The sequence below is a fragment of the Leptospiraceae bacterium genome (assembly GCA_024233835.1).
In the GTDB taxonomy this organism is placed as follows: domain Bacteria; phylum Spirochaetota; class Leptospiria; order Leptospirales; family Leptospiraceae; genus JACKPC01.
Genome location: JACKPC010000001.1, coordinates 1,104,877 through 1,130,435, shown reverse-complemented (window position 1 = coordinate 1,130,435; position 25,559 = coordinate 1,104,877). Strand labels below are relative to the sequence as shown.

The following is a 25,559-nucleotide window of genomic DNA, read 5'->3' as shown; positions in this document are numbered from 1 at the left end:
TTCAGACAGGCTCTTATAACTTTAGCAGTATATGAAATTTCGAGTGAAGGTCAAGCAAATTTAAAAGGGTATTTCAAATAGGCAATAATCGCTAAATCACAGTCATTTTAAGTAGGTTTTTTATCCTGAAAGGTTTTGCTCGGGGAAGGATTCAAGCAAAAAGCACTTCCTTTTTTCATATTTTGAATAAAACCAAGTTGAGCACCATGTATCTCTAAAAACTGGTTTACGAATAAACTTTTACTCTAAAAACTTACATAAATGCAAGCGGAACTTATCTATTCTCAATTAGGGAAATTATTTGGCTTTCAAGAATTTCGTAATTCCCAAAAAGAAATTATCCAACATATCCTTTCCGGACAACATACCCTCGCACTTATGCCTACCGGCATGGGAAAATCTCTCTGTTACCAGCTTCCTGCAAGCATGTTTCCGGGTCTCAGCCTTGTCATAAGTCCGCTTATTTCCTTAATGAAGGACCAGGTAGATAAAATAAAAGCTACAGGCATGTCTGCCACCTATATCAATTCCTCTCTTAGTAAAATGGAAAGGGAAGCGAGATATAAAGCTTTAAGTCGGGGTGAATACAAAATTGTTCTTGTAGCTCCGGAACGTTTTGCTAAACCTGAATTTCTTAAAGCATTAGACAATTCTCCTGTTTCTTTCTTGTGTATAGATGAAGCCCATTGTATCAGCCAGTGGGGGCACGATTTTCGACCTTACTATAAGAAGATACAGGAATTTCGAAAACTATTGAAAGACCCTGTAGTTCTGGCTCTTACAGCAACAGCAACTACCGAAGTTCAGAAAGATATTATTAAACAAATAGGATTACAGGAAAATGAAATTCAAATTTTTAATGAAGGGGTTTGTAGGCCAAATCTTTATCTTTCAGTAGAAGAGCCGATTGATGAAACAGAGAAGTTTGAAAAAATCTATAAAAAATTAAAGGAAGAAAAAGGAAGTAAGATTGTTTATTTCAGCCTGATACAAAATTTAGAAAAGTTTGCTTATTTTTTGGATCTAAAAAAAATACCTTACCTTAGTTATCACGGAAAACTCTCAGCTTCACAAAGAAAACGTAATCAAAATACTTTCATGAAAGAAAATAACTGCATTATTCTTGCAACCAATGCTTTTGGAATGGGAATAGACAAGCCGGACATACGCTATATTTTGCACGCAGAAATCCCGGATTCACCGGAAGCCTATTATCAGGAAATAGGCAGGGCCGGTAGAGACGGAAAACCTTCCGAGTGTATTCTATACTACTTAGAATCGGATCTGGGAGTTCAATTAGAATTTTTAAATTGGAAAAATCCAAAACCCGCGTTTATAAAGAAAGCCTACCATTTATTAAAAAAGAATCAGGAACATTTATATGCTTTGTCTTACGAGGACTTACAGGAAAAACTTGTACATAAGAATAAAGGAGATCACAGACTGCAAACAGTATTAAAGCTGTTTGACTATTACGGAATCAGTGAAGGAAGTATAGAATTAAAAAATTTTACACTTGTAAATGATTTAAGTTCTGAGCTTTTATCTGAGGAAAGAATTCAGGAAAAAATGTTATATGAGAAAAAAAGGTTATACGAAATTCTTCAGTATATAAAAAAAGGAAGTTGTCGCAGGGCATTCTTACACAATTACTTTTCAGCTCCTTTTTCGGGCTGCGATCATTGCGATGTCTGTCTCAGGGCTTAATTTTTAAGTTTGAAACTTTTTCTAATAGTTTTATTTTTATCTCCTTTCAGTTTATTATTTTCCGAGGAAAAAGTATTTAATCTGCAATCGGAAATTGAATATTCCTGGTATTCTGTACAAAGCGAACTTAAAGGATTTAAAAATGTAGAATGGAAGAGGCCTGACAAAAAAAATGTGAAACTATTCTCAAACCAAAAAACGAAGCACCTCCTATTAAAGATTAAACTTCCGAACCTGAATCTAAAAGACCCGGTTTTATACCTGCAAACTGTATATCAAAACTTTGAAATTTATTATTCCAAAAACAAGCTCTACCAATTCGGAGTTGTAGGAGGAGAGTATTGGGGCTCTCCCATACATCTGATTGAATTTCCTAAAAACGAAGATAGATATTTTTATATGAGAATTTCCTCGGATATTTCCAGGGTAGGCATCAAGGAAGATATAGTATTTGGAGAAGGGAAAGATCTGATTTTGTATATACTCAAGAAAGATATCGAACGCTTTGTTTCCGGTATATTATACATTTTTATTGGTATGTTCTCTTCCATTCTGTATTTTCGTAGGAAGTTAAAGGAATACCTGGCCTTCGGTCTACTGGCACTCTGTATTGGCTTTTTTTATATTTCCAGTAGAGCCACCGGTATTCAACAGCTCCTAATTTACTCAGCTTTTAACTGGATGTATATAGCAGTTGTGAGTTTGAATAGTATTCCGGTTTTTGTTTTCTGGTTATTATATATACTGGTTCAAAATACAAAGAAACTAATCCTTTTATTATTGAGAATTCATATTATATTTGATATTTATATAATTCTAATGCTCTTCTTTTTTCCTCCCTATCAAAATCTTATATACTTCTATATTCTTTCCTCTGCAAGCATTTTTATTGGCTTTTTATGTCTGAGCTATGAAACGACAAAAAAGAACATGGAAGCAAGAATTCTCCTTATTGCTTTAGGAATTAATTTCCTTGCCGGCATTCATGACATTATGCGCAATTTCTCTCTTCTTCCTTACGACCTGGTAATTGGCTCAAAAGCCTTCTTCATATTCATCATGAGTATTGTTTATCTTCTGGAAAAACGTTTTTCGGAAACCCATAAGAAACTAGAATTATACTCCAGAGAGTTGGAATATGCAAAAAATACTCTTGAAGAGAAAGTGGAAAATCGAACCCGAAAGCTCAAAGATAGTTATGAAGAGATTAAGCAATTAAAATATGCTCAGGATGGAGACTATTTTTTAACTTCCCTTATCATCAAACCACTTGCAAAATTAAATATCAATAGTAAGAGAGTAAAAGTTTCTTTTTTCACCAGGCAAAAAAAACAGTTTGAATTTAATAGAAAATCACATAGAATCGGAGGTGACATTTCTATTGCCGATGAAATTGAACTGGGTGGCAAGAAATTTATTGTTTTTGTAAATGGAGATGCCATGGGAAAATCCTTACAGGGAGCCGGGGGAGCACTGGTTTTTGGTTCTGTTTTTCGTTCGATTATAACTCAAACAAAAAGTTTAAACACAACAAATATTTCGCCTAAATCCTGGTTAATTGATGCTGTAAGTAAATTACAAACTATCTTTGAGAGTTTTGATTGTTCAATGTTGATTTCTATCGGCTTTGGTCTTATTGAGGAAAAATCCGGTATGGTTTATTATTTGAATGCAGAACATCCCTGGACAGTTTTATATCGGGACGGAAAAGCGGGCTATATTGAGGATGAAAATACCACATCATTAAAAATTGGTTTTCCTTCGAGCTTTATGCAGGGAGAAGTCTATTATATACAAACTCTACAATTAAAAAAATCGGATATTCTTATATTAGGTTCAGATGGAAGAGATGATATAGATGAGTCTTATGGGAGAGAATACAGGATAAATAGTGACCCTCTTTTGTTTCTCAAAGCAGTGGAAGAAGGGAGAGGAGAATTGAAATATATTTATAAATCCATCGTGAGTAGGGGAAGCCTGGTCGATGATATTTCCCTTATCAAAATAAAATATTTATAAAGGGTAAAAAATCCGTAACTAGCTCAATCAGTGTCTTTTTGAGAAAACTTACTCTGGTTATTTTTCCAATCTTCAGGAACTTCATCATTCTTTATTTGTGCATTCTCTTCTTTTGTATTTCGTTGAATCGGAACTTCTATAATAGCTGCATCCATAATAGCTCCTTTTTTGTTTACCTTTTTTTATGCAGGTTTTTAGAGGTTCCCTACAATAATTTTGTAATTCCTTTACGAAATTATTTTTGACATATTCCTGAAGGTGATGTTTTATACAGCTAAACGACCATTTGAATGCTCTTTGTTTTTCACCGAGAATTGCTGATGGTAGAAAAGCGAGAAAAGCTCCCATCCTCTCAAAACAAATTTCTTTGAAAAAGTTCATTTTTTATACTTATACATAATGTAACTATATTCATCTTTTAATTGAATCGGAGAATATTCATAATATTCTAATGTATTAATAAATGATATAATTCCTTCTGAAATACAGGCCTTATCTATTACTACATATTTTACTACCGAAAGGAGACCTAATAAAACTTCATCAATATTATTTAAAGCTGCTGATTTCAATTCAAGAGCAATAGGAATGAAATTTTTATTTTTAAATCTCTTTTTCATATTCCTTACAAACGCCTTATCTGACGATATATGATAAATATATAAAATATACCTTGAAACATCACGATTAATTAAGCTATTAAATTTATCATTTTTTATGTTCATATTTAAAAATTGTGAAAATTCCAGATCATCGGTATATAGAGATAATTTATTATTGTCCTCTATTAATAGATTTTGTTGCATTGAATTTATAACACTTATGTCCGAGATTCCAATCTTATTAATTTTACAATTCTTTATTTTACAATTCCTGATTTCACTTGAAGTTAAATTTAGTTTTTCCAAATTCGAGTTAAGAATAAGGCTACCGGTGAAGCTTGTTTCCTCGGCATTCGAATGAGCCAGATCTGAATCAATAAAGAAACATTTCTCAAATGTTGTAGATGGAATATTACTTGCACGTAAACTTACTTTGGAAAAATTGCATGAGCTAAAAGTTACATATATAAACTCTGCATAGTGCATAGTCGAACCGGTAAAATCGCATTTATAAAATTCAGCATCTCGAATGGAAATATTATTAAAATTCATATTAGTGAAATTACATTTATCAAAAACAGGTATGTCAGTTGGACCTTTTGCATAAGGAAGCTCAATGTCATGTATATTGATACATTTATTTCCCATTTTTTCTTTCCACTCGTTCCAGGTTGAATTATCAAATTTGAATTTGTCTTTTTGTTCTTCCTCGATTCCCATTTTTATTACCTCAAATATGTTCTTAAATAATTTTTAAATATTTTGTATAGATCCATGCCTTTTAAAAGTCTAAGTTCAATCAAACAGTTTCTTATTGGTAAGATAATGAAGTCCTATAAAGGAAAAACAAACCAGAAACAACCATGACCAAATAGATTCTGTATTATCAAAAATATAAGTATGGAAAATACCACCCGTGATAAATACAAACAGGGCTTTCAGGAAATTAATAGCAAATCTACCCACATTTCCATTTATATAAACAAGCAATACAATAATGAATAATAATCCTAATAGGTAATACATTTAATTTTTCTTTTTCCAACTGTCATAAGGTTATTACCAGAGTTTAGAGCTATTTCGATTTTGTCTAATTCTTCAAGGTTGTTATTTAAAAGGATACTCTTTATAATATTATTTTTTTTATAAGAAATTGTTCTTGCTCAAAGTTTTTGACTTCTTTTTCCACTGTATAATTATGGACAAGTATATCTAATAACCCTGATACTTTATTTTGTATCGGCTCCGGTAGTAATTCTATTTTTTCCTGTAAGTTATTCATTTTATATTCCTAATCCTGATCATCCCATACATCCTGATCATCCTGTTCAAGACAGTTTCCTATTTTCTACCCTGTGAAATTTTAATTTTGTTTCTCCAAAATTAATAAGAAGTCCAATTTCTAAATTATATGCTTCCAAATAATTAATCGCCTGTGTCATATGGGCTGGTTCCATTTGACTCACTGCTTTTATTTCCACACTAATTTTATCATAGACTAAAAAATCGACTCTTCTTGTTCCCACGTTTTTTTCTTTATAAAAAATTTCCATTTCCACTTCTCGTCGATGAGGTATTTTACGAAGTTGCATTTCATAAGATAATGCTCTCTGGTAAATTACTTCTTGAAAACCGCTACCTAAATACGAATGCACTTCCATAGCAGCCCCAATAATATTTCCTGTTAAATCAGAATATTTTAAATTCATTTTCCCTCCCCTGTCTTGAACAGGATAGGCAGGATTAATGAGATGGTCAGGATGCTTCGATACAACTTACAACCTACGCAGCACAAAGTATCGGAATAGATAAGAGGATATTTTTTGTAATAATCAATCCTATCATAATCGACAAAAGTAATTTTTTGTTCCAATTTCATATTTTCACTTTTGAGTGAGACGGTTAATGGTTATAAAAATCTTTATACTCAAATAAGGAAGGTTGATTAATATGAATAATATGTTCCGGCTTTACCTGGTTACTTCTTTTTCTTCCACCACTTTTTCCGGTAATTTCAATAAATCTTTCCTCATATAAACCCTGTAAGGCTTTTCCAAGAATTTCACGATTTGCAATTGTATTATTACAAATTTCAGAATATAAATCTTGTACACTTCTCGGTTTAAATACTCCTTTTGCAAATTTATTGTGGATTAAATCTTCTTTAATCTTTTCTATCGTATCTATTTTATTAGTTTCAACAAAATCAAGTCCCTCAATATAATTCGATTCATTGTCTGAATATCTTCGTTCAAAAATATTCAATCCATTACTTCCAAAATGCCTCATGTTAGTTCCATATTTCCAATAAACATCCATCATTGCTGATCTTGCTCTTTCGTGACAGGCAATATGAATCAACCAATATCCCTGTTGATTATGTTTTGTTGTGAAAATATAAAAAGGAGAAAAATAATCTAAGCCTATAGCTGATTTTAAAGCATTGCCAATAATTTTTTCGACATTGTGTCTCCAGAACTTTCCTTCGTTCATCTTATTATGAGTAATTACTTTTGGATCAACATAATTCTCAAGACCGAGATTTTCGATTCTTTTGTTTGTTAGCTTACCATCTTCCATATAAGTTATGAAAGAATACACATTAAAATTAATTAAAAATTCGACTTTGTTATTTAAGTCAACTGAGATGCCTTTTAAAATATCTACAGGAACTTTAGCATATCCACATTGGTCTAAGAATAAAAAAGTGTTTCCTCCACCTCTTGGATGATTTTTTTTTATAATTTGAATGATTGAAGGTATATTGTTTGTAAAAGTTCCCTTACATAAAAAGACATTTTTTTGTAACTCTGATTTATATTCAGAGCTTTCAAAAGTAAAGTTTAATGCATCAAAATGATTTTTATCTTTTTCTATGCAAAAAAGCTTATATTTTATTTTTATCTTTTTGTTTCTATTTTGATTTAACTTGAATTCGGTTTCTTTTATTGCTTGTAAAAAAACAAATGGAGAGCCTAACTCACCACCGTCATATTGTCCTCCACCTGCAAAACCATCAATAAAGTAAAAAGTAGTTTCGCTTCCTCCAGTACTATGACCTATAATGATTTCAAGATAATCCTGAATGTAATCTCTTAAAATATCTAATTTAGCTTTGCTATGCTCTTTGAGCTCAGTAATACTTCCTTTCTCCCAACCTTTCCATGTAAAACTTCTACTTTCCAATTGGTACTCCATTGAATATTTTTCCGTTTAGTTTTCTGCCGTTTTCTTTTTTATTTCTGCGGATTCCATCACTTCCCCATTGTCCCCATTGTTTAAAGAAGAACGGAACATCCTGTCTTTCACATTGCATTTTTATATTCTCTACCCATTCTTTTTGCATGGGTCTTGCTCTATGACCGGATTCGCCACCAACAATTACCCAATCGATACCGGATAAATTAATCTTTTCCAAATCTTCTAAAAGGGGTTCGCAGGATAGAAATTTTATAGAGGCTCCTAGTTCCCTGAGAATATCTATTCTTGGTAAACCATGTTTTTTATCCTCCACACTGACTCCCAACCAAACATTATCCGGAATTGTTCTTATCGAGAAATATTTAGCCATCCGTTCCGGTCGTTTGGTTAGAATTTGAAACCTATGCTTCTCGCTATTTTCGATTGTTTCGAATACTTTATCTAAAAATTCAAAAGGAACATTTTTATGAAATAGATCACTCATTGAATTTACAAAGTAAGTAGTAGGTTTTCTTTTTCTTAATGGCTGTGTAATTCGGTTTTCATGCAGGGTCAAATCAAAACCATCTTCATACCCCTTGACCCCCATTGCTCTTAAACGAAATGCCATTGTTTCCGCATAACAATTTTTGCATCCCGGAGAAACTTTATTGCATCCAGTTGTTGGATTCCATGTGTCTTCAGTCCATTCAATTTTAGATTTGCTCATTTTTATAGCCTACTGCCTTTGTATTTTACCTAAAAATCTTGTCAAGAATAACAACTAATCATATATGTAGTTTGTAAAATCTATAACTCCACTTCATAAATCTTCTCAACCAGACTATCAATCTTCTTTTCGAGAAAGGAAGCGTCTTTGTCTTTGCCCTCTGCTTTCAATTGTAGGATGGTTTTTACGTAGTCTTCAATCTGCTTGCACATAGCAAACTTTTCCCTGTCAGCAGGGTCGGGAATATAGATAGGAAGTTTTTCGATATATTGGCGATTATATGCAAAGTATCCACCACGGAAAGGACTGCTATAAGATTGTAAATAAGAATCTAATAGTTTTGAATTTAATAAACCTAATAAATATTCATAAGATATTTGAAATTCTTCTTTTATTGTGATTCCATAACCGCCACCACCACCTCCGCCAGAACCAACAAAATAATATTTCCCCTCTCTATCAAGAGCAAAACTTGCTCTTGAGGCAATCGAAGGTACTAATATTTTTGTTTGATCAAATTTTGTATGATTTTTTCTATAAACATAACCATACCAATCATTTCCCATATTTCCTTTATTTCTCTTGGATAGAGTTTTTTTATTTAACTCTAAGTAACTCCATGTTTTAGGGTATTTTTCTTTATATGTTTTTACGTCTATGAGTAGAGATTTATTTCCTGATGTATAGTATGGAAAAATCAATCTTTTAGAAACATCCACTAAAGAATATGGTTTAATATTTAAAGAACCTTTTATAAGATATTTTAAATGATTTTGTTCAAATATATGATCTTCCCCTGTTTGTTTTGAGTTACAGATAACCGAATCTTGATCTTGACTGATTTCTTCTAATATGAATATACTATCGCCGTCAGTTTGTAATCCTACAAAAATATTAACTATTTCTGAAAGTTTTATTGGCCATTTCTCTAGCTTCTGGTAAATACTTGCTTTATCACCGACTTGAAAAATCCATTCACCGGAAGAAAGCTCTTCCGAATTTATTGTACCAATTTCAGCAGAACCATTTCTTCTCCATTCTTCTATAGATTTTATTTTAGTTACAGAAATAAAATCTATTGGAGCCTTAGAAAGAAATAAAAGACAAGTATAAGTAGTGGGACCATCAAAAATTTGTAAATCTCCAAAATGTATAATTTTAATTAAATTTTTATTTGAAGATATTATCTCTCTTAATTTTGTTCCGTACGTAGCATTAAAAAATTTATGAGGGAGAATAAAACCACATAAACCTTTTGAATTAATCAAATATAAGGATTTTTCTATAAACAAAATGTATATATCAAAGTTACCTTTCTTTCCTGATTCATATATTTCCTTATATAGCTTTACCTCTGTTTCTGCCCATTTTTGCATTTCTTGAATTCTTATATATGGAGGATTTCCGATAATCGCATCGAAGCCGCCTTTTGTTTTAAAAATTTCTCCAAATCCATCCTCTTCATCTTTCCAGTCAAAGGCTTGAATTCCGGTTTTACCGAACATATTATGTTGAAACAGTGCATCTCTATCGATCAGGCTATTTCCACATTTGATATTACCCGATAAATCGGGAAGAATTCTTTCACCAAATTGAAGTTCATCGATTCCATCTTCGAGCATTTTTAAACAAAGGCTCATGATAGCAACTTCGGTTGCTTCCCTATCAATATCCACTCCAAAGATATGATTTTTCAATAGAGACTTTCTCTTGGAAAGCGTTAGGCGAATTTCACCATCCTGGGCTTTATAATAGTCCTTTTCATATTTCTTGGACTTTCCGGCATTTTCAGCATACCACTTCTTATGATAGTCTATTAAATATTGATATGCTCCCAATAAAAAGCTACCGGAGCCGCAGGCCGGATCTAATATGGAAAGTGGTAAACTATTATTTTTTTCACCCGAAATTTCTTCTGGAGATTTTCCCTCTATTAGCTTTCCAACTGTATTTTCAACAATATGATTCACAATCCATTCCGGAGTATAGTAAACACCACCTGCGTGACGCACTTCATCTTTTTCTTCTACTTTTGCTCTGTGGCTATCTGTTAAGCGAATTTTTGAACCAAGGAACTTTTCATAAATCCGTCCGAGGATTTCCGGTTCAATTAAATCAAATTGAAAAGGAGAATAAGAAGGGTATAAGTTTATTATAATATCGTATAATACTTTATCATCAATAACAATCTTTTCACTTAAATGTTCTTTGAATAGTTCACCATTGTATTGTTTATCAATTTCTCGAAACTTGGGAATGAGTCTTTTATAGATACCATCTTTTGTAGAAGCTAAGTCTAATATTGTATCATGAAAGATTTCTCTATCCTCTAAGTTTCTAATAAAGATTAATCTATCTAAGATTCTTTGCACGCATTCATTGATTTCATCTACAGTTAATTTTTCATTTCGTATCGCAAGATTTCTTGCTACATTTTCTCTCCACTCTACCAAATCAGATAAAAACTCTTTATCTAAAGTTCTGGTATTCTTAGTAATTTTCCCCTGTAGACTCTCAATACTTCCATTTAATACAGCTTCTTTAGAAAAAGTATCATATAATAAGTCCCAGTTATCTATATACTTCTCATAATGTAGATCTAACTTTTTAATAACTCCATGTGAAGGATTATCGAATATAGGTCTTTCTATGGCATTAAAAACCCTAAACTCTTCAAAGTCTGTAAGGATAACAATAGGGGCTTTTCCTGAAGTAGAATAAGCATATCTTTTAGCTTGAAAAACAGGTTCTTTGTCGGTCAGAGGAACCCAGGGAGCCTTGGCTTCTGTAAAGAACTTTACCTTGCCGTTAATCCGAAATGCATAGTCCGGTTTCTTTGTTCTGGAATTGTCTTTTTGGGTAAACTCACGATGAACATCCCATTGTGAGTGAGGAATCCCTGTTTGATCCATCTTCCAACCAAGTGCTTCAAATAACGGGTCGATAAATCTTGATCTTGCTTCAGCTTCCTGAAACTTTTTGCTCAAATATACTGATTGGTTTTTATAAAAATCTTCTACTTTTTGTTCTATTACTGTTTTTCCGTCATTTCTGTTCATGAATATTCTCTTACTTCTTTAAGTATTATATCGATCCTACAGACAAAATTGTTCTACTTTCTTTGCTTTGCTAAAAATGACGCAGGATATTTACAGATTTTTTTTAAGGGAAACAATCAAATCTTTTAAAATACGCAATAGTTTCGGATCTTTTCGGACTTCATTAAGGATGATTTCTTCTTCTTCACTAAGAGAATTACTGCTTTTCACATCCAGCATTTGTCCGGTTCCCTGTATTAGCCATTTAATACTAAACCCATGCTCTTCATTTAGTTTAAGAATAACATCGATTGGGAGATGTTTAGCTCTACCATTAACAATATCACTTAAATTGGAAGCTTGGACACCATACTTTTGAGCAAAATCTTTCTGCTTCATGCCAAGGTATGTAAATAGCTCTTTGTATTTTTCTTTATCCATAATTATATTTTTTCGCTTTTTTATTGACTTGTGCGATATAGTATAACATTCTGGTAAACACCAACTAACCAAGCATTTCTCTCCTTCGGCCATGCCGTCAAGCAGAATCGCTGGGTAGTTAAACAACAAAGGAGCATAGTTATGCAACACTACGAAGTAGAAGCCACAGTCGCCGAGGATGGAACCCTCACCACCAGGCTACCAGAGGCTGTAGAAGGGGGAACTTACACCGTCGTTGTAGTTTTTGAGGACATCACCATCCCTGCTGTAGGGACAGAACATGATCTGTCCAGAGAACATGATCTGTCCATCCGCTTAAAGCGTATGGAAGAAAACCCGCATCCCGGTTTTTCAAGGGAAGAAGTAGAAAGAGATTTGGAGGCATTACATGTTTAGCTTTCAGCCGTCAGCGATCAGCTTTCAGCATTTTAAAACTGGGAGTCTTCAGGGGGTTTATCATGAAAAATGAAAACAAGACTAAAGCGTTTTCCTTTCTCCCTCTACTACGTTCTCAAAGAAACCCTGATTTCGATAGTAGCTGTCTGGCATGACAGGAGAAATCCGGAGTCTTTGAAAAACAGAAAATAAATAATCTATCCTTCGGTGCTTTGACTCGCTCATTAAATAAACCAAAACACCGGTTTTACAAAAAGCTTACAACTACAGTATACCTTTCAGGTTCTCAGGCAGTCAAGTATAGGTACGGGATTAGCTGCCGGTATACGTAATTATAGCTTTTTCGCCTACCTGTACGTATACTGGAATAGTATAGCGGGTAGTATACTGACCTTTACAGCAACCTGAAAGTTGTATCTCAGGTGTATGCTCTGGGTACTAGTGGTTAGGGCTTTTATTTATAAAGCTCCAAACAATCGGGGTTTATAAGTGGCTAACCAGATACTATATAAAATTTGAATCAAGTTTTTTTTCTCTGAAAAAAGGAGGTCTTCCTTTTCTTTCTACCAAAAGCATTTGACCTCTGGTCTAAACGATTATAGACTGGGTCATTATGCTTATCAAAATCATTCTATTTTTCTTAGTTTTTTATTTTGGCCTGAAATTACTGGGTCGTTACCTGCTTAAGAAACTAAATGCGAATTTTTATGTTCACACGAGTTCCGGTGAAGAGAGGAATCCTTTTTCGGAAACTCATCGTCCCGGAGAAATTGATGTTACCGATAAGGGAAGGGTTATAAAAGAGTAAGATTTCTTACTGAAATTCTTTTTTTTTCCGAAGTATTATTTAGTAAGCCGGTAAACGATGAAAATATTGAATTATTTTTTTGTATTCTTCCTTCTACTTCTTTTTAGTCATTGTGGAGTTCCCTCCGGAAATTTTGGATGGCATGTCAGCGATGAAAGAGAAATCGATCTGCTCGAAAAAGAGCTTTTTGTGGTAACAGAGTATACTGTTACCCGTGAGAATCTTTTTTTCTCCCCGAAAGATACTATCCACTTCATGTATATGTTCGATCGAAGTCCGGGTTCCGGAAAAAGTTTTATTGTCACCCTCGAAAAAGAGTCTCTCGGTTTCGTAGAGATAGAAGTGAAAACAAAATCTGTAGAAAAAGATACCAACTACCTGAAAGGAAAGTTTGAGAATCTGGCAGAAGGGAAATACCGCTTAAATATTGTTCATGACCAGAATGTAATCGATACCGTAATGTTTAATATCATTCCTGAAGAAGGTTTTAGCTTTACAACAGACAGACTTTCTGAGGATGCAGAAGAAACCGACGAGATAATTAAATATTCCAGATAACAGGGGTTAAATCGTATGCGAGCCATCGGTGGCTCGCTTGCTTCCAATAAAACTAATCCTCATCCGGAATATCTTCCTGTTCTTCCCCTTTAGGTTTACCCAGGCTGTAGAAATAGGGTTTGGATGGATTCTTAAAGAGCATTCCCGGATGAATCCGATTGACGGTAAAAATAAACTTCATCCTTTCCGCTCCCTTGTGATCTACAAAAAATTGGGAGGTAAGCTTAATTTCAATATAACTTGTCATCCGGTCTTTTATCATTCCATCTGAAATCCGGAAGTCAGCAGTCTTACCGATAACTTCATGGCTTTCTAATTTTAAGTTGGAATCCATTTTTGTATAAACCGACATGCGAGGTGGTTTTACCATGGTAGCCCCGCCCCGCTTCACCAGAATATCGTATTCCTCCGAATCCCTCATTCGCTTAAATTGAAAGACAAGATGGTTTTCTGAGATGGCATCACATTTGGTTGCTAAATGTCCCACTTTTCTGCCTATAACAAAATTACTCATTCTTTCCGTTTCTTTTACTACGAATTCAAAACTAGCTCCTTTTTCTGGAGGAGGAATAATTTCAGCGGAACGAAGCTTTAAATACGGAATTATAAACTGGATATAGAGAATCCAGAGTACGGCCAGAATTAAAAGGGTAAGTATAAACCCTAAAAAATATAGCCATCCATCCTGTATGATAAGTCCTAAAAGTATCAGAAACCACCTCTTAACTTTTTATATCAAGCAATCGTTCTTCTCCTTTCCATTCCATAGGGGTTCTAAGAACCAGCATATGAATCAGGTTGGTGATTTCTTCTGCACTTATCACCTGGTGCCTGGGCTGATGTTTTTCTTCCCGGGCTTTTTGTGATTCATATACATCCTGTATGGGCTCAGGAGCTACATGCTTGAGTTCTACTGCGCTTTCTTTAGGAGAAGCAATCAGATCTTCCTGATACTGATGTGCGGGTAAACCCGTCCTCTCCATGCGACTTACATCCGTGTTAATTGCCAAAGGATCCATAAACCCAAACCTCCGTTTTTAGGTTTAAACTTTGTCATTATCTAAAGTCATTGTACTTATCGACCAAACAAAGTTTCTTCCTTTAAAAATAAATATGAGGAATCCAATTTGACGGAAGAAGGGAGTCTGAAAGGCTTGTCTGGAAAAAGTATGATTATCCAGGGAAAGAAAATTATCCACACGGGAGTGAATTACATCTTTGCTCCTTTACCCCTATTCGATAAAGCACAGTCCCTGCAATTTCAGGCCAAACTGGAAGAGCAAAAAGTGGAAATTACTGTAGCAAACTATAATGTGGCTCAGATTAATCTTTTACGACAGGGGACTTCTCCTCTCGAAATAAAGCTTATGAATCCGGGGCAGAATCTCGGTCAGTTATTAATTATTGTGCCGGAGCCTTCCTATTCCCTTGAGCTTCTGGAAGAGGAAATCGAAAGGATCCTCTTAGCCTTTCAAGAAGTATGGCCCTTAGAAGGAAAACAAATCCTATCGAGTGATATTACTTTTCGGATTCTTGCCGATTCGATTCGGGAACATGCCTTTCAGGAAATCTGGGAGTCGCTATTGGGGCAAAAACCTGAAAAATTATCGGTTCTCGGAAAGCAGGTTCAGGGAGGGGGTTTGCGTCTTGTTTTAAACAACCAGGAACCCAGACAAAACGAAGAACCTATTGTAGAAGTTCGAATCGAATCTTTTTTGAACGATCCGAAGAAAGTTTTTATGGAAACCCAGTTCATCTGGAAAAAACCTGAATCTATTCATCAATCTATCGATACCAGCCGTATTCACCGAGTAGAAGAATTTTTAGAAGAAAAGGTGTTTGCCTTCCTTCGAAGCCGGGAACTTTAATCAAAGGGTGGTCGCTTCGATATCCGAAGGTACTCAAGCGACCACTTTTTAAACACTCAGGGAAGGGTTGGGTAACGGCGTGTGATACTGGTTTCTTTTCGTCTTTTTTCCAGTTCTTCTTCAGATTCCCTGTCTTCTGATTTTTTTAACCAGGCCTCTTTCCATTCTTTGTGCCAGCTCGACCAGGAATTTCGTTCCTCTCTTTTTTTCTTCATTTGCTGGCGAACAAGACTTACAAAATCTTCCAGATTGTCTACCTTTGCTTTTAAATCAGCTAATTTCTGGGTAAAATAGATGGCTGCCTCCTTTCTGGCTTAAGAGTTTAACACAGCCAGGTGTGCTTCTACAGATTCAGATAGGGCGGAAACATCATACCCACCCTCAAGAAATGAAATGATTCTGCCTTTACAAAACTCTTCGGCAGCCTTTTTTACAAGGATGGTCATTTTTTCAAAGGTAGATGTACTGAATTCCAACCCTCCCAGCGGATCCTTTTTGTGGGCATCAAATCCCGCAGAAATAAGTATAAACTCCGGTTGAAATTTTTCAATTTCTTTCAAAAGGCTTTCAGAAAAAATTTCTAAAATTTTATCTTCTCCACTTCCTCTTTGCAGGGGATGATTTTTTGTAAAATCTTTCCCTTTTCCCAGACCGATTTCCTGAAAAGAGCCTGTACCCGGGTAGAAAGGGTATTGATGACTGGAAAAAAAGAAAACCGTATCATCTTCATAAAAAGAACTTTGAGTTCCATTTCCGTGGTGCACATCCCAATCTATTATGAATATTTTTTTCAGGCTTTTTTGTAGATAACGAGCGGTTATCGCTACATTATTAAAAAAACAAAATCCCATAGCCCTGTTGGTTTCCGCGTGGTGGCCGGGAGGTCGAACCAGGGCAAAGCCATTTTGGGCCTTACCTTCGAGAATTGCATCTGCCAGTTCTAAACCGGCACCAGCAGCTAATAAAGCTGCTGAGTAGCTGCCTTCCGAATAGGGAGTATCCGCATCAAAGCTTCCCGAACCCAGACTAAGTCGTTTCAGGGCCTTCGAAACATAATCTGAATCATGAATGAGTTTTAAATCCTCTTCAGTGGCTTCTCTTCCCTGTAAGCGGTTTAATTTGCTAAAATAGGAGGTGCTTTCGAGCCTTTCCTGTATGGCTGTCAGTCTCTGGCTGTTTTCCGGATGATACAGACCCGTATCATGCTTCCAGAATTCCTTTCGAAGAATAAAAGCTGTAGTCATAGTGATTTCCTGAAAAGTTTGGTTCAAACTTACGGAAGGGCAGCGAGAAATAAATCTGAATTTTTTATTTTTTCATAAATTTATTTATTGCAATTCTTTCTTTTTACGTCTAAATTACTATCTATCAATAAATTATTTATAGGGGTCAGCAAGAGATATGTTTACGATTACTAAATTCCTTTTCGTGAGTTCTTTTTTAGTTGTGGGAGTGGTTCTATCTGCACTTTTTTTATTCAACCCTCACCCGAACAGTATAAAAAGCGATAGGGAATACGCTGATAGCAAGTCTTATCAGATGAATTACTCATTGGAGGAAAAAACTCCCTCCAAACCCCTTCTGGTAAATAAAAATTCGGAAAAAAAGTCCGGACTTGAATAGCTCTTATTATTCCTATTTCATGCTTAACTATTCCCTCTCAAATCATTGAAAGGCCACCCGGTGCAATACCGGTTTTTTTTCTTTATAAGTACCTGTGTTTAACCTGGCGGATGTTATCAGATGATTTTAATTTCACAAACTCCAAATGTATCCTGACCGCTTATTGAGAGATGAACCTTTACAAAGTTTTTTATGGCAGTAGAAGTTAAAAGATTGCTTTTGGGGATTTTGATTTGAAAAGGGAGTTCAATGGTTTCTCCAACTTCAAGAGCATAGTCATTAAAGGTAATGGTACCTACTTTCGAGGAAGACTCGTGGGTTTTGCTTGTTTCTACATTTTCTTCGAGAGTCTGCATATATAATACGATTTTTTCAATTTCTACCGGGTATTCGCCGCCGGTGATAGTTGCCATGCCTTTCACACTTTCAAGAACAGCAGCTTCGGTTTTTTTAAGCTTTACTTCTACCTTAGGAAGACCCTTTCCCACCATGCTTTTAAAAGAATCCATTAAACTCATACATAACTCCATTTATAATTTTAGCTCTATAGTTCTTTTTTTGTAAAAAAAGTAAGACTCTGTCAAGTGATATTTATTTTTTGATAATTTCCCCGTTCCTATCTTATAATATTAGATTTTTTATATGTTCCTTAGCTTCGTATAAATCTTTAGCCATATAATCTACAAAACTAAAGTTCTGCCCTGAGGTATAAACATTGGGAATGGCAATTACATACAGGCCCGCTCTTTTAGCCGAAAGAGCCCCATTAGAAGAATCTTCTAATGCGATGCCATGCTCCTTGGATACACAGAGAGATTCCATAGCTTTTTCATAAATTTCCGGTTCGGGCTTTCCCTTTTTAATTTCATCCGAACTTATGAAACTTGAAAAGAAATATCGAATATTCAAAGAAGCAAGAATACTATCTAAAAATTTTTTTGAAGCACCGGTGACAACAGCCATCCGGTATATGCCCTGAAATTCCAATAAAAATTCCATGAGTCCGGGCATCATTTTTAATTCGGAGTGAAGTTTTTGTTCCATAATTTGGTTTCTCTTATGTAATAAGTCTTCAGGCTGAAGGGGAATGCCGGTTTCTTCTACAAGAATTCGACAGGAGTCTATAGGTTTTTGACCCATTATTTTGTTTAGAATAGATTCATCTATGAGTATATTATATTTACCAAATATTTCATTTTGTGCGGCCTGGTATAATTTTTCTGTATCTACCATGAGCCCATCCATATCTAAAAATAATGCTTTCATTCTCTTACGTTATACATATCCGAAAACCAGGAATCGATCATAGAGGTAATATTTTTTTCCCGAATTTCCTCAAACTCTTTTGAGATAGAACCGGAAGCAAGTATCATACCTGTTTTGATGTCCATAAGTCTTCCCGAAAAAGATAGAATTGCCTTTGTTTTCCAGAAGCTACTTACTATTCGTATTTGTAAATGAGCAGTAAAAATACTATCAATCCCTGAGAGTTTTAACTCTTTCAAATCATCGATGACACCTGCCTGTCGAAGAGAATACTCTTTTAGAATTTGCCTGAGTTGTTCTCGCTCTACCGGATAGAAACCTTTATCTAAAAAGTTTTTCAGTATGGTGTCCATTGCCAGATCTTTAAGTTTTTCTTTATCTGGTTTTCCATCTTTGCTATCAGGAAAAACAAGTTGAACTACTCCCCGACTGAGTCTTGCTCCCAGCGTTTCCTGGGTTTCGATTTGAACTTGAAAACCATGTATTCCGACTTTTTTATTGTTCTGTAAGTATTTCTTATCCGTCTGGGAAAGATGAAAGGATTTACAGGAAAAAAGAATGCTAAGGCTCAGAATGAGAAGATGATATACTTTCAACTGAGGTCTGAAATAGTTTTGGTAGTTTAATAAAAGGTTCATACTGGAAATTTACTTGATTTATTTTAAAGATTTTTTATACTCCTACAGGTATGAAACCTATCTTAAAACTTGCAATTTTTTTTTTAATCTATACACCTGCTATTTTTTCTTCCTCTAAAACTCATATCATGGTAGAACCTTTTACCATGTTAAGCGGCAGCAGTAAAGAACATTCTTCCTATTCTTTTGCAATACAGGAATCTATTATCGCGGATCTTTGTATGATTCAGGAAATTACGGTTATAACCAAAACAGATAGAGAAAACGCTTTAAAAGAGGTGAGTCTTGCTCAGCAGGGAATTATAAAAGAAAATTCAGCCCTGCAATTAGGAGAGTTTGCCGGTGCTGAGAAAATTATCCGGGGTTCTTACCAGGTGCTGGGTGATAAAATTAAGATCATCGCTTTTTATGTGGATTTAAAAACAGCGACAACCGAATCCAGTGTGAAACTTCGAGGAGAGCTAACGCAAATTCATGAACTACAGGATAAAGTAGTTCATAATCTACTCAGCGGGAAGAAGTATTCTTTAACTTCGATTCAGAATAAAATACAAAAACAGGAAAGTAAATCACAGGATGAAAAGAAGGTAGACTTAAAGGTTTTTGATTATTTCTCCAAAGGACTGGAAAATTTATATGTGAATAATAATACGGCTTTACATTTTTTCGATAAAGCCATTGAAGTGGATGCTTCGCATGATAAAGCTTTTATGTATGCGGGTTATGCTTCTGCCCTGATGGGTAAATTAGATAAAGCTATCTTTTATTACAATAAAGCTATAAAACTCTTTAAAGCTAAAGACAAGCAGAACACATTAGATTATGCGGAACTTCTAAATTTAGCGGGTTCGGCCAGATATCAACAGGGTTTGTTTATGGATGCCATACCTTTCTTTTTGGAATCACAAAAGGTTTTTGAAAAAATAGGGCAAAGCAAAAGTACAAGCTATGCAAATGTATTATATTCTTTAGCTTCGGTTACCCTGATGCAGAGTGATAGTCCCGGAGCCCGGAAATTGTATCTCGATGCAAAAAAGATTTATGATGCAAAGAAAATGTCGTCCAATAGCGGATATGCTGATCTTATGTTCGGTCTTGGATATTTGAAAATCCTGGATAAAGATTATAAAGCAGCTAAAAATTATTATCTTTTCTGCAAAGATTCGTATGAAAAAAATAAAATGCAAAATACTCGAAATTATGCGGATACTCTTTTTACTCTGGGTCAATTGTATGTTTCAGAAAACCAAAAACAAATTGCATTAGACCATTTTGAAAAAAGTATACTGGCGTATAAAAAATCGGGCTATAAATCAGAAGAAGAAAAAGTGCAAAAAGCTATAGAAAGGTTAAAGTAATGTTTTTTATACGCTTATTTTTTTTCTTAATTACTCTTAGTAGCCTGATTTTTTCGGAAGAAATCTTATATAAGTATAGGGTAAGAATCGGACAGAAGGAAGTTAAAGGAAAAGAAGTCATTCAAGAAAAAATTAATAAAGTCAGCTTGAGTCCGGAAAAAACAGAAGAGGAAAAAAATAAAGAAACGAAAGAAATAGAAAAAAATTTAGATCCCAAAACCATTGATTATGAAGCTGAAAATTTAAAAGATCTGGAATATTATTTAAAGCTAAAGGAAAAATTAGAAGATTATAATTATCATTATACATTGTTTTATGCGAGTACCTTACGTCATATAGGTCTTATATATGTAAAGGAAAAACAATTTGAGGATGCGAAAGACTACTTTTTAACCTCAGATACCGTGTTTCAAAATACGAAATTTAAAAATAGCCGGTACCATCAAAGATTATATAGAGACCTTGCAGTTCTCGAATACCGGCAATTTGATAATCCCTGTGAGGCTGCCGATTGGATGAAAAAATGTCTCGATACAGCTATATCTACCGAAAACGACAGGAATAAAAAGGAATTTTTATATCTTCAAAATAAGTGTAATATTTCAAAGAATAAAGGTAAGTAAGATTATTTATCCCCCGGCCCCCGTTCAGCCGGATGTGCTTTGGCTTACGCTCTGCAACCACATCCGGCTGGGGAAAAGGGAGCCAGATTTCGGCTTAAAAAAAATTCCAAAAATTATCCCAAAAGTCCAGTTTGGCTTCCTATTCCATAGAAAATTTTTGTTCCATTTGTGCATTTTTAAACCCTTTATAGTAGGAGATCATAAAATGAAACAGAAAGATACGGAAAAACAGAACGGACTTCTACCCTTACATAACGATATTGTATTTAAGATATTTTGCATAAAGTATCCGCATTTGCTGGCTGACCTTTTAAACTCGGTTCTGGGCTTTGAAGGCAATCAAAAAATCACCCGGCTAAAAATACTAAACCCGGAAATTCCCGGAGACCTTATGAGTGATAAGTTGTCGGTTCTCGATATACATGCAAAGAATAAAAACAAACAATATTTCGGAATTGAAATGCAGGCCTTTCCCCAGAAATTTTATGGAAAACGAATTCTATATTACTGGGCAAAGCTTTATTCCCAGCAGATAGTTCGAGGAAAAAAATATTCGGACTTAAAACCGGTTTATTCCGTTTCTTTTTTAAATTTCAAGCTTCTGGAAACAGAAAACTATCATTCCATTTTCCGGGTTCTGGAAACATCAGGCAGAGAAATAGCCTTGACGAAAGACCTCGAAATCCACATTTTAGAACTGAAGAAATTCCTGAATACATCCGGAACTCAGGAGTCTAATTTAGAAGATTGGATATATCTCATCCAAAAAGCCGAGAAATTAAAGGAAGAGGACGTGAAAGAGCTCAAAATCAAGAACCCTGTAATTCGTGAAGCGGTTGAAGCCCTTCAGGATATTTCTCTGGACAGAAAAACCCGAAACTACTACGAGATGCGTCTGAAAACAGAAAGAGACCACGAAGCCACCATCGAGTATGCTTTCGAGGAAGGACTCAAAAAAGGAGTGGAACAGGGCATCGAAAAGGAACGCTATCTAACTCAAGAGATAGAGAAGACACAGCGTCTTGTGAGTATTCGTGAAAAAAGAGCTGAGCATAAAAAAGCCCTCCGAACCGCGATAAAAATGAAACACGCAGGTTCCTCTCTTGATTTCATTTCAGAAATGACTGAACTTCCCGAAGCTTATCTGGTAAATTTTTTTAAAAAAGCCTTCAGCTATTAGCTTTTTACCTAAGCCCCTCATTCCCCCTTCCCTAATTCGTTCTCTCGCTTCGCTCATTCACAGGGCAGAGGGAGGTCTTATTTGGCGAGTTTTGCTTTCCGTTCAGCCGGACGTTGAATAGTTTTTACAGTTATACTATTAACACAAAAGGAAAGCGAAATCAAATTTTCAAAAAAAACCTGTTTTCCAAAAAATAGCCTCTTGCATTCTGCCATAAAGGCCGGAGGAAAAGACCCGTGAGTCAAAAGAATTTTCATGCCCATTTTACCTGTTTCAATGAGAATTGTAAAGAAACCTACGAATTAAATGAAATTGTATATCGCTGTAAAAAGTGCGGAGAACTTTTACAGGTCAGCCATAACACAGAGGCTTTAAAAAAAGTTTCTGCCGAAGAATGGAAAGCGACCTTTGATGGCCGTCTGGGTTCGGTTCGCTTTCCGAATACCTCCGGTGTATGGAATAAAAAAGAATGGATTTTGCCCGGCATCAATGAGAACAATATTGTAAGTATCGGAGAAGGTAAAACCCACCTTTTTGTAGCCGATAGATTTGCAAAAGATCTGGGTTTAAAGTCTCTACATATCAAACAATGCGGGGTTTCTCATACAGGCTCTTTTAAAGACCTCGGCATGACGGTTCTGGTCAGTCAGGTGAAGCAAATGCTTTCCGAAGGAGTTTCTATCCGGGCGGTGGCCTGTGCCAGTACGGGTGATACTTCAGCAGCTCTTGCGGCCTATGCTGCTAAAGCCGGCATTCCTTCGATTATTTTTCTTCCCGGAGATAAGGTTTCTACTGCACAGCTCATTCAGCCGGTATCTAATGGAGCAAAAGTGATTTCTCTGGATACCGATTTTGATGGTTGTATGAAAATCGTTCAGGAAGTAACCAAAGAAAGTAATATTTACCTGGCCAATTCTATGAATTCACTCCGGGTGGAAGGCCAGAAAAGTATTTCTGCCGAAATTACCCAGCAATTAGAGTGGCAGGTTCCGGATTGGATAGTGATACCGGGTGGAAACCTCGGAAATGTATCAGCCCTCGGAAATGGTTTTTTACTCATGAAAGAAATCGGCATTATTGATAAACTTCCCCGTATAGCTCTAGCTCAGGCAGAGAATGCCAATCCTCTTTATCGTTCTTATCTCAAGGAATTTCAGACTTTTGAACCCGTTCAGGCCAAAGCTACGGAAGCCTCCGCTATTCGGATAGGAGACCCGGTTTCCGTGCGAAAAGCCATTAAAACTTTGAAAACCTTTCAAGGAGTGGTCGAGCAGGCAAGCGAAGAAGAACTGGCCGATGCGGCTGCGAGAGGTGACCTCTACGGCATGTACAATGACCCGCATACGGGGGTTGCTCTTGCTTCCATGCTCAAGCTTATCGAAAAGGGAGTTATACAGAAAGGACAGTCTGTAGTCGTGATTTCTACCGCTTCCGGTTTAAAATTTACGGAGTTTAAAGTTAAATACCATAAACATGAGTTAAATGGAGTTTCTTCGAGGATGGCCAATGAAATTATTCAGCTTCCGGCCAAACTCGATGCAGTCATGGATGTGATTCAAAAAATTTAGGTTATAAATGACTATGGATTCTTTTTTTCCCGATCAATTTGATTGTATCGTTGTGGGAGGCGGTCATGCCGGTGCAGAAGCCTCTTATATTGCAGCGAGAGGGGGGCTTAAAACTCTTCTAATTACTATGAACCTCGATACTATCGGGCAGATGAGTTGTAACCCGGCTATAGGTGGTATCGCGAAAGGACATATGGTGCGGGAAGTAGATGCACTGGGTGGACTCATGGGAAAGGTGATTGATGCAACCGGAATACAGTTCAAAATGCTCAATACCTCTAAAGGCCCCTCGGTCTGGGCACCGAGAGCCCAGGCTGAGAAAAAAGAATACCAGCTCTGCGTAAAGCATACCCTTGAAAAAACAAAAAATCTTTCCCTCAGGCAGGATACAGTCGAAGAGTTCCTGATTGAAGATAAACAAATACGGGGAGTTAAAACCGGCAGGGGTTTTACCATTTATGCCCCGGCTGTTATTCTGACAACGGGAACCTTTTTAAAGGGTCTTATCCATATCGGTACCTTTCAGAAGGAGTCGGGACGACTCGGAGATGCCGCAGCTATGGGCCTTTCTTCTTCTCTGGCGAAGTTTGAGTTTCGTCTCGGAAGGTTAAAAACCGGAACTCCTCCGAGACTGCACGCCGATACCCTGGATTTTTCTATACTGGAAGCTCAGCATGGTGACGAACCTCCTGTTCCTTTTTCTTTTTCAACAGAAACGATCACCCGAAGACAGGTTCCCTGTTATATTACCTATACGAATTTAGAGACTCATAAGCTTATAGAGGAAAAGCTTAACCTGTCCCCTATGTATTCCGGACAAATTAAATCTACCGGACCGAGGTACTGTCCCTCCATAGAAGATAAAATCGTACGTTTTGCTGAAAGGCAGAGACACCAGATTTTTCTCGAACCGGAAGGGTATCATACAAAAGAAATTTATGCCAATGGAATATCTACCAGTTTACCCGAAGAGGTACAGTGGAAACTGGTAAGAAGTATTAAGGGTCTGGAAAAAGCGGAAATCATTCGACCCGGCTATGCTGTAGAGTATGACTATGTAGATCCAACCGAATTGAAACCGAGCCTCGAAACCCATAAAATAAAAGGCTTATACCATGCCGGACAAATCAATGGAACTACGGGTTACGAGGAAGCTGCTGCCCAGGGACTGGTTGCTGCCTATAATGTTATTTTAGCACATAGAAAAGAAGCTCCCCTGTATTTCAGTCGCAGTGAGTCCTATATAGGAGTATTGGTTGACGACCTGGTATATAAGGGAGTTGAAGACCCTTATCGAATGTTTACAAGCCGGGCAGAACATCGTTTATTACTCCGTCAGGACAATGCGGATAAGCGACTGATGAAATATGCCTACCGGATGGAACTGGTTTCCAAAGAGGATTATAAGAAAATGGAGGATAAATACGAAAGAATCGAGGGAATGCGACAGAAAATTTATTCTACCGGTTTAAAGCCCTCACCTGAACTACAAACACTTCTGGATAAGAAAAACTTGCATTCCATAAAATACGGTGCGAAAATCGATGCTTTCATAAAACGTCCGGAAATTCAACTCATAGAATGCAAAGAATTTATAGAAGGTTTAGCAAGCTTGCCCGACGAAGATATCCAGGTTCTGAATATGGAAATCAAATATGAAGGATATATAAAAAAAGAACTGGAAGCAATTGATTACAGGAAAAAACACTATAGCAAAGAAATTCCGGAGAACTTTGATTATTCCATCCTTACAGGTTTAAAGACGGAAGCATTACTAAAACTACAAAAGCACAGGCCGGTAAATCTTGAAAGGGCAGCCCAGATTTCCGGGGTAGATCCTTCTGATGTGGATATTTTATTATATTATCTATTAGAAAAAGAAAAAAAAGAAGTTAACGTCTAATGTATCATAAAACACCAGGGCTAACTTAATTTGGCCTTTATGATAGAAGAATA

28 protein-coding genes are annotated in these 25,559 nt (G+C 35.8%); 12 read left to right on the top strand and 16 right to left on the bottom strand.

Annotation, left to right across the window (positions count from 1 at the left end):
• Positions 1 to 261: 261 nt before the first annotated feature.
• A complete protein-coding gene (locus tag H7A25_05240) occupies positions 262 to 1,707 on the top strand; it encodes a RecQ family ATP-dependent DNA helicase (protein MCP5499284.1) in 1,446 nt (481 codons plus the stop codon).
• A gap of 174 nt (positions 1,708 to 1,881) precedes the next feature.
• On the top strand, positions 1,882 to 3,726 hold the full coding sequence (locus tag H7A25_05235; protein MCP5499283.1) for a SpoIIE family protein phosphatase: 1,845 nt from the start codon (positions 1,882 to 1,884) through the stop codon (positions 3,724 to 3,726).
• Positions 3,727 to 4,103: 377 nt separating this feature from the next.
• Here the strand turns inward: H7A25_05235 and H7A25_05230 are convergent, their stop codons facing one another.
• The 9 genes from H7A25_05230 to H7A25_05190 all read right to left on the bottom strand — a co-directional run bounded on the left by H7A25_05230 (position 4,104) and on the right by H7A25_05190 (position 11,717).
• Positions 4,104 to 5,048, bottom strand: a complete 945-nt coding sequence (locus tag H7A25_05230) for a pentapeptide repeat-containing protein (GenBank protein ID MCP5499282.1) — start codon at positions 5,046 to 5,048, stop codon at positions 4,104 to 4,106.
• Positions 5,049 to 5,123: 75 nt separating this feature from the next.
• Positions 5,124 to 5,354, bottom strand: coding sequence for a hypothetical protein (locus H7A25_05225; protein ID MCP5499281.1), 231 nt, complete (start codon positions 5,352 to 5,354; stop codon positions 5,124 to 5,126).
• 100 nt (positions 5,355 to 5,454) lie between these two features.
• Positions 5,455 to 5,610, bottom strand: coding sequence for a hypothetical protein (locus H7A25_05220; GenBank protein ID MCP5499280.1), 156 nt, complete (start codon positions 5,608 to 5,610; stop codon positions 5,455 to 5,457).
• Positions 5,611 to 5,656: 46 nt separating this feature from the next.
• Entirely contained in the window at positions 5,657 to 6,037 is a 381-nt protein-coding gene (locus tag H7A25_05215) for a GxxExxY protein (GenBank protein MCP5499279.1), read from the bottom strand.
• On the bottom strand, positions 6,034 to 6,207 hold the full coding sequence (locus H7A25_05210) for a hypothetical protein (protein MCP5499278.1): 174 nt from the start codon (positions 6,205 to 6,207) through the stop codon (positions 6,034 to 6,036). The genes H7A25_05215 and H7A25_05210 overlap by 4 nt, the downstream gene beginning before the upstream one ends.
• A 23-nt stretch (positions 6,208 to 6,230) precedes the next feature.
• Entirely contained in the window at positions 6,231 to 7,514 is a 1,284-nt protein-coding gene (gene tcmP, locus H7A25_05205; protein ID MCP5499277.1) for a three-Cys-motif partner protein TcmP, read from the bottom strand.
• Positions 7,504 to 8,238: a phage Gp37/Gp68 family protein gene (locus tag H7A25_05200; protein ID MCP5499276.1), complete on the bottom strand. Its 735-nt coding sequence runs from the start codon at positions 8,236 to 8,238 to the stop codon at positions 7,504 to 7,506. The genes tcmP and H7A25_05200 overlap by 11 nt, the downstream gene beginning before the upstream one ends.
• Before the next feature lie 80 nt (positions 8,239 to 8,318).
• A complete protein-coding gene (locus H7A25_05195) occupies positions 8,319 to 11,297 on the bottom strand; it encodes an Eco57I restriction-modification methylase domain-containing protein (protein ID MCP5499275.1) in 2,979 nt (992 codons plus the stop codon).
• A gap of 90 nt (positions 11,298 to 11,387) precedes the next feature.
• The gene (locus H7A25_05190) at positions 11,388 to 11,717 is read right to left on the bottom strand and encodes a helix-turn-helix transcriptional regulator (protein MCP5499274.1); all 330 of its coding nucleotides are present in this window, start codon (positions 11,715 to 11,717) and stop codon (positions 11,388 to 11,390) included.
• A gap of 141 nt (positions 11,718 to 11,858) precedes the next feature.
• Between H7A25_05190 and H7A25_05185 the strand changes: the two genes are divergently transcribed.
• The 3 genes from H7A25_05185 (at position 11,859) to H7A25_05175 (ending at position 13,479) form a co-directional block, all read left to right on the top strand.
• Positions 11,859 to 12,113 (top strand): hypothetical protein, encoded by a 255-nt coding sequence (locus H7A25_05185; GenBank protein MCP5499273.1) that lies wholly within the window; start codon positions 11,859 to 11,861, stop codon positions 12,111 to 12,113.
• Positions 12,114 to 12,726: 613 nt separating this feature from the next.
• The gene (locus tag H7A25_05180; protein ID MCP5499272.1) at positions 12,727 to 12,921 is read left to right on the top strand and encodes a hypothetical protein; all 195 of its coding nucleotides are present in this window, start codon (positions 12,727 to 12,729) and stop codon (positions 12,919 to 12,921) included.
• A gap of 57 nt (positions 12,922 to 12,978) precedes the next feature.
• On the top strand, positions 12,979 to 13,479 hold the full coding sequence (locus tag H7A25_05175) for a hypothetical protein (GenBank protein MCP5499271.1): 501 nt from the start codon (positions 12,979 to 12,981) through the stop codon (positions 13,477 to 13,479).
• 52 nt (positions 13,480 to 13,531) lie between these two features.
• On the opposite strand, the gene H7A25_05170 is transcribed toward H7A25_05175, so the two are convergent.
• Together H7A25_05170 and H7A25_05165 are read right to left on the bottom strand one after the other, a co-directional pair.
• Positions 13,532 to 13,993 carry a hypothetical protein gene (locus H7A25_05170; protein ID MCP5499270.1) on the bottom strand — a complete coding sequence of 154 codons (462 nt, stop codon included), beginning with the start codon at positions 13,991 to 13,993 and terminating at the stop codon, positions 13,532 to 13,534.
• Between the two features lie 208 nt (positions 13,994 to 14,201).
• Positions 14,202 to 14,498, bottom strand: a complete 297-nt coding sequence (locus tag H7A25_05165; GenBank protein ID MCP5499269.1) for a hypothetical protein — start codon at positions 14,496 to 14,498, stop codon at positions 14,202 to 14,204.
• 135 nt (positions 14,499 to 14,633) lie between these two features.
• On the opposite strand from H7A25_05165, the gene H7A25_05160 reads away from it, so the two are divergent.
• Complete coding sequence (locus tag H7A25_05160) at positions 14,634 to 15,347, top strand: hypothetical protein (protein MCP5499268.1); 714 nt, start codon at positions 14,634 to 14,636, stop codon at positions 15,345 to 15,347.
• A 56-nt stretch (positions 15,348 to 15,403) separates the two neighbouring features.
• On the opposite strand, the gene H7A25_05155 is transcribed toward H7A25_05160, so the two are convergent.
• Complete coding sequence (locus tag H7A25_05155) at positions 15,404 to 15,562, bottom strand: hypothetical protein (GenBank protein MCP5499267.1); 159 nt, start codon at positions 15,560 to 15,562, stop codon at positions 15,404 to 15,406.
• Positions 15,563 to 15,661: 99 nt separating this feature from the next.
• A complete protein-coding gene (locus H7A25_05150; protein ID MCP5499266.1) occupies positions 15,662 to 16,591 on the bottom strand; it encodes a histone deacetylase in 930 nt (309 codons plus the stop codon).
• Between the two features lie 157 nt (positions 16,592 to 16,748).
• On the opposite strand from H7A25_05150, the gene H7A25_05145 reads away from it, so the two are divergent.
• Entirely contained in the window at positions 16,749 to 16,970 is a 222-nt protein-coding gene (locus H7A25_05145; GenBank protein ID MCP5499265.1) for a hypothetical protein, read from the top strand.
• 116 nt (positions 16,971 to 17,086) lie between these two features.
• Here the strand turns inward: H7A25_05145 and H7A25_05140 are convergent, their stop codons facing one another.
• The 3 genes from H7A25_05140 to H7A25_05130 all read right to left on the bottom strand — a co-directional run bounded on the left by H7A25_05140 (position 17,087) and on the right by H7A25_05130 (position 18,874).
• On the bottom strand, positions 17,087 to 17,488 hold the full coding sequence (locus H7A25_05140) for a sporulation protein (protein ID MCP5499264.1): 402 nt from the start codon (positions 17,486 to 17,488) through the stop codon (positions 17,087 to 17,089).
• Between the two features lie 103 nt (positions 17,489 to 17,591).
• Positions 17,592 to 18,236 (bottom strand): HAD family phosphatase, encoded by a 645-nt coding sequence (locus tag H7A25_05135; protein ID MCP5499263.1) that lies wholly within the window; start codon positions 18,234 to 18,236, stop codon positions 17,592 to 17,594.
• Complete coding sequence (locus H7A25_05130) at positions 18,233 to 18,874, bottom strand: hypothetical protein (protein ID MCP5499262.1); 642 nt, start codon at positions 18,872 to 18,874, stop codon at positions 18,233 to 18,235. The genes H7A25_05135 and H7A25_05130 overlap by 4 nt, the downstream gene beginning before the upstream one ends.
• 50 nt (positions 18,875 to 18,924) lie before the next feature.
• Here H7A25_05130 and H7A25_05125 point away from each other — a divergent pair, with 50 nt between their 5' ends.
• The 5 genes from H7A25_05125 (at position 18,925) to mnmG (ending at position 25,506) form a co-directional block, all read left to right on the top strand.
• The gene (locus tag H7A25_05125; GenBank protein ID MCP5499261.1) at positions 18,925 to 20,232 is read left to right on the top strand and encodes a hypothetical protein; all 1,308 of its coding nucleotides are present in this window, start codon (positions 18,925 to 18,927) and stop codon (positions 20,230 to 20,232) included.
• The gene (locus H7A25_05120) at positions 20,232 to 20,855 is read left to right on the top strand and encodes a tetratricopeptide repeat protein (protein MCP5499260.1); all 624 of its coding nucleotides are present in this window, start codon (positions 20,232 to 20,234) and stop codon (positions 20,853 to 20,855) included. The genes H7A25_05125 and H7A25_05120 overlap by 1 nt, the downstream gene beginning before the upstream one ends.
• A 205-nt stretch (positions 20,856 to 21,060) precedes the next feature.
• Positions 21,061 to 22,035, top strand: a complete 975-nt coding sequence (locus H7A25_05115) for an Rpn family recombination-promoting nuclease/putative transposase (protein MCP5499259.1) — start codon at positions 21,061 to 21,063, stop codon at positions 22,033 to 22,035.
• A gap of 236 nt (positions 22,036 to 22,271) precedes the next feature.
• Positions 22,272 to 23,603 (top strand): threonine synthase, encoded by a 1,332-nt coding sequence (thrC, locus tag H7A25_05110; GenBank protein MCP5499258.1) that lies wholly within the window; start codon positions 22,272 to 22,274, stop codon positions 23,601 to 23,603.
• Between the two features lie 7 nt (positions 23,604 to 23,610).
• Positions 23,611 to 25,506: a tRNA uridine-5-carboxymethylaminomethyl(34) synthesis enzyme MnmG gene (gene mnmG / locus H7A25_05105; GenBank protein MCP5499257.1), complete on the top strand. Its 1,896-nt coding sequence runs from the start codon at positions 23,611 to 23,613 to the stop codon at positions 25,504 to 25,506.
• Positions 25,507 to 25,559 lie beyond the last annotated feature (53 nt).

Excerpts from the sequence above, each read along its gene's own strand:
- H7A25_05150 (MCP5499266.1), bottom strand. The coding sequence starts at position 16,591 with ATGACTACAGCTTTTATTCTTCGAAAGGAATTCTGGAAGCATGATACG.
- H7A25_05120 (MCP5499260.1), top strand. The coding sequence starts at position 20,232 with ATGTTTTTTATACGCTTATTTTTTTTCTTAATTACTCTTAGTAGCCTG.
- H7A25_05185 (MCP5499273.1), top strand. The coding sequence starts at position 11,859 with ATGCAACACTACGAAGTAGAAGCCACAGTCGCCGAGGATGGAACCCTC.
- H7A25_05175 (MCP5499271.1), top strand. The coding sequence starts at position 12,979 with ATGAAAATATTGAATTATTTTTTTGTATTCTTCCTTCTACTTCTTTTT.
- H7A25_05180 (MCP5499272.1), top strand. The coding sequence starts at position 12,727 with ATGCTTATCAAAATCATTCTATTTTTCTTAGTTTTTTATTTTGGCCTG.
- H7A25_05230 (MCP5499282.1), bottom strand. The coding sequence starts at position 5,048 with ATGGGAATCGAGGAAGAACAAAAAGACAAATTCAAATTTGATAATTCA.
- H7A25_05240 (MCP5499284.1), top strand. The coding sequence starts at position 262 with ATGCAAGCGGAACTTATCTATTCTCAATTAGGGAAATTATTTGGCTTT.
- H7A25_05190 (MCP5499274.1), bottom strand. The coding sequence starts at position 11,717 with ATGGATAAAGAAAAATACAAAGAGCTATTTACATACCTTGGCATGAAG.
- H7A25_05210 (MCP5499278.1), bottom strand. The coding sequence starts at position 6,207 with ATGAAATTGGAACAAAAAATTACTTTTGTCGATTATGATAGGATTGAT.
- H7A25_05200 (MCP5499276.1), bottom strand. The coding sequence starts at position 8,238 with ATGAGCAAATCTAAAATTGAATGGACTGAAGACACATGGAATCCAACA.
- H7A25_05125 (MCP5499261.1), top strand. The coding sequence starts at position 18,925 with ATGAAACCTATCTTAAAACTTGCAATTTTTTTTTTAATCTATACACCT.
- H7A25_05130 (MCP5499262.1), bottom strand. The coding sequence starts at position 18,874 with ATGAACCTTTTATTAAACTACCAAAACTATTTCAGACCTCAGTTGAAA.
- H7A25_05140 (MCP5499264.1), bottom strand. The coding sequence starts at position 17,488 with ATGAGTTTAATGGATTCTTTTAAAAGCATGGTGGGAAAGGGTCTTCCT.
- H7A25_05135 (MCP5499263.1), bottom strand. The coding sequence starts at position 18,236 with ATGAAAGCATTATTTTTAGATATGGATGGGCTCATGGTAGATACAGAA.
- H7A25_05215 (MCP5499279.1), bottom strand. The coding sequence starts at position 6,037 with ATGAATTTAAAATATTCTGATTTAACAGGAAATATTATTGGGGCTGCT.
- H7A25_05225 (MCP5499281.1), bottom strand. The coding sequence starts at position 5,354 with ATGTATTACCTATTAGGATTATTATTCATTATTGTATTGCTTGTTTAT.
- mnmG (MCP5499257.1), top strand. The coding sequence starts at position 23,611 with ATGACTATGGATTCTTTTTTTCCCGATCAATTTGATTGTATCGTTGTG.
- H7A25_05155 (MCP5499267.1), bottom strand. The coding sequence starts at position 15,562 with ATGAAGAAAAAAAGAGAGGAACGAAATTCCTGGTCGAGCTGGCACAAA.
- H7A25_05145 (MCP5499265.1), top strand. The coding sequence starts at position 16,749 with ATGTTTACGATTACTAAATTCCTTTTCGTGAGTTCTTTTTTAGTTGTG.
- H7A25_05170 (MCP5499270.1), bottom strand. The coding sequence starts at position 13,993 with ATGAGTAATTTTGTTATAGGCAGAAAAGTGGGACATTTAGCAACCAAA.
- H7A25_05195 (MCP5499275.1), bottom strand. The coding sequence starts at position 11,297 with ATGAACAGAAATGACGGAAAAACAGTAATAGAACAAAAAGTAGAAGAT.
- H7A25_05165 (MCP5499269.1), bottom strand. The coding sequence starts at position 14,498 with ATGGATCCTTTGGCAATTAACACGGATGTAAGTCGCATGGAGAGGACG.
- H7A25_05220 (MCP5499280.1), bottom strand. The coding sequence starts at position 5,610 with ATGAATAACTTACAGGAAAAAATAGAATTACTACCGGAGCCGATACAA.
- H7A25_05115 (MCP5499259.1), top strand. The coding sequence starts at position 21,061 with ATGAAACAGAAAGATACGGAAAAACAGAACGGACTTCTACCCTTACAT.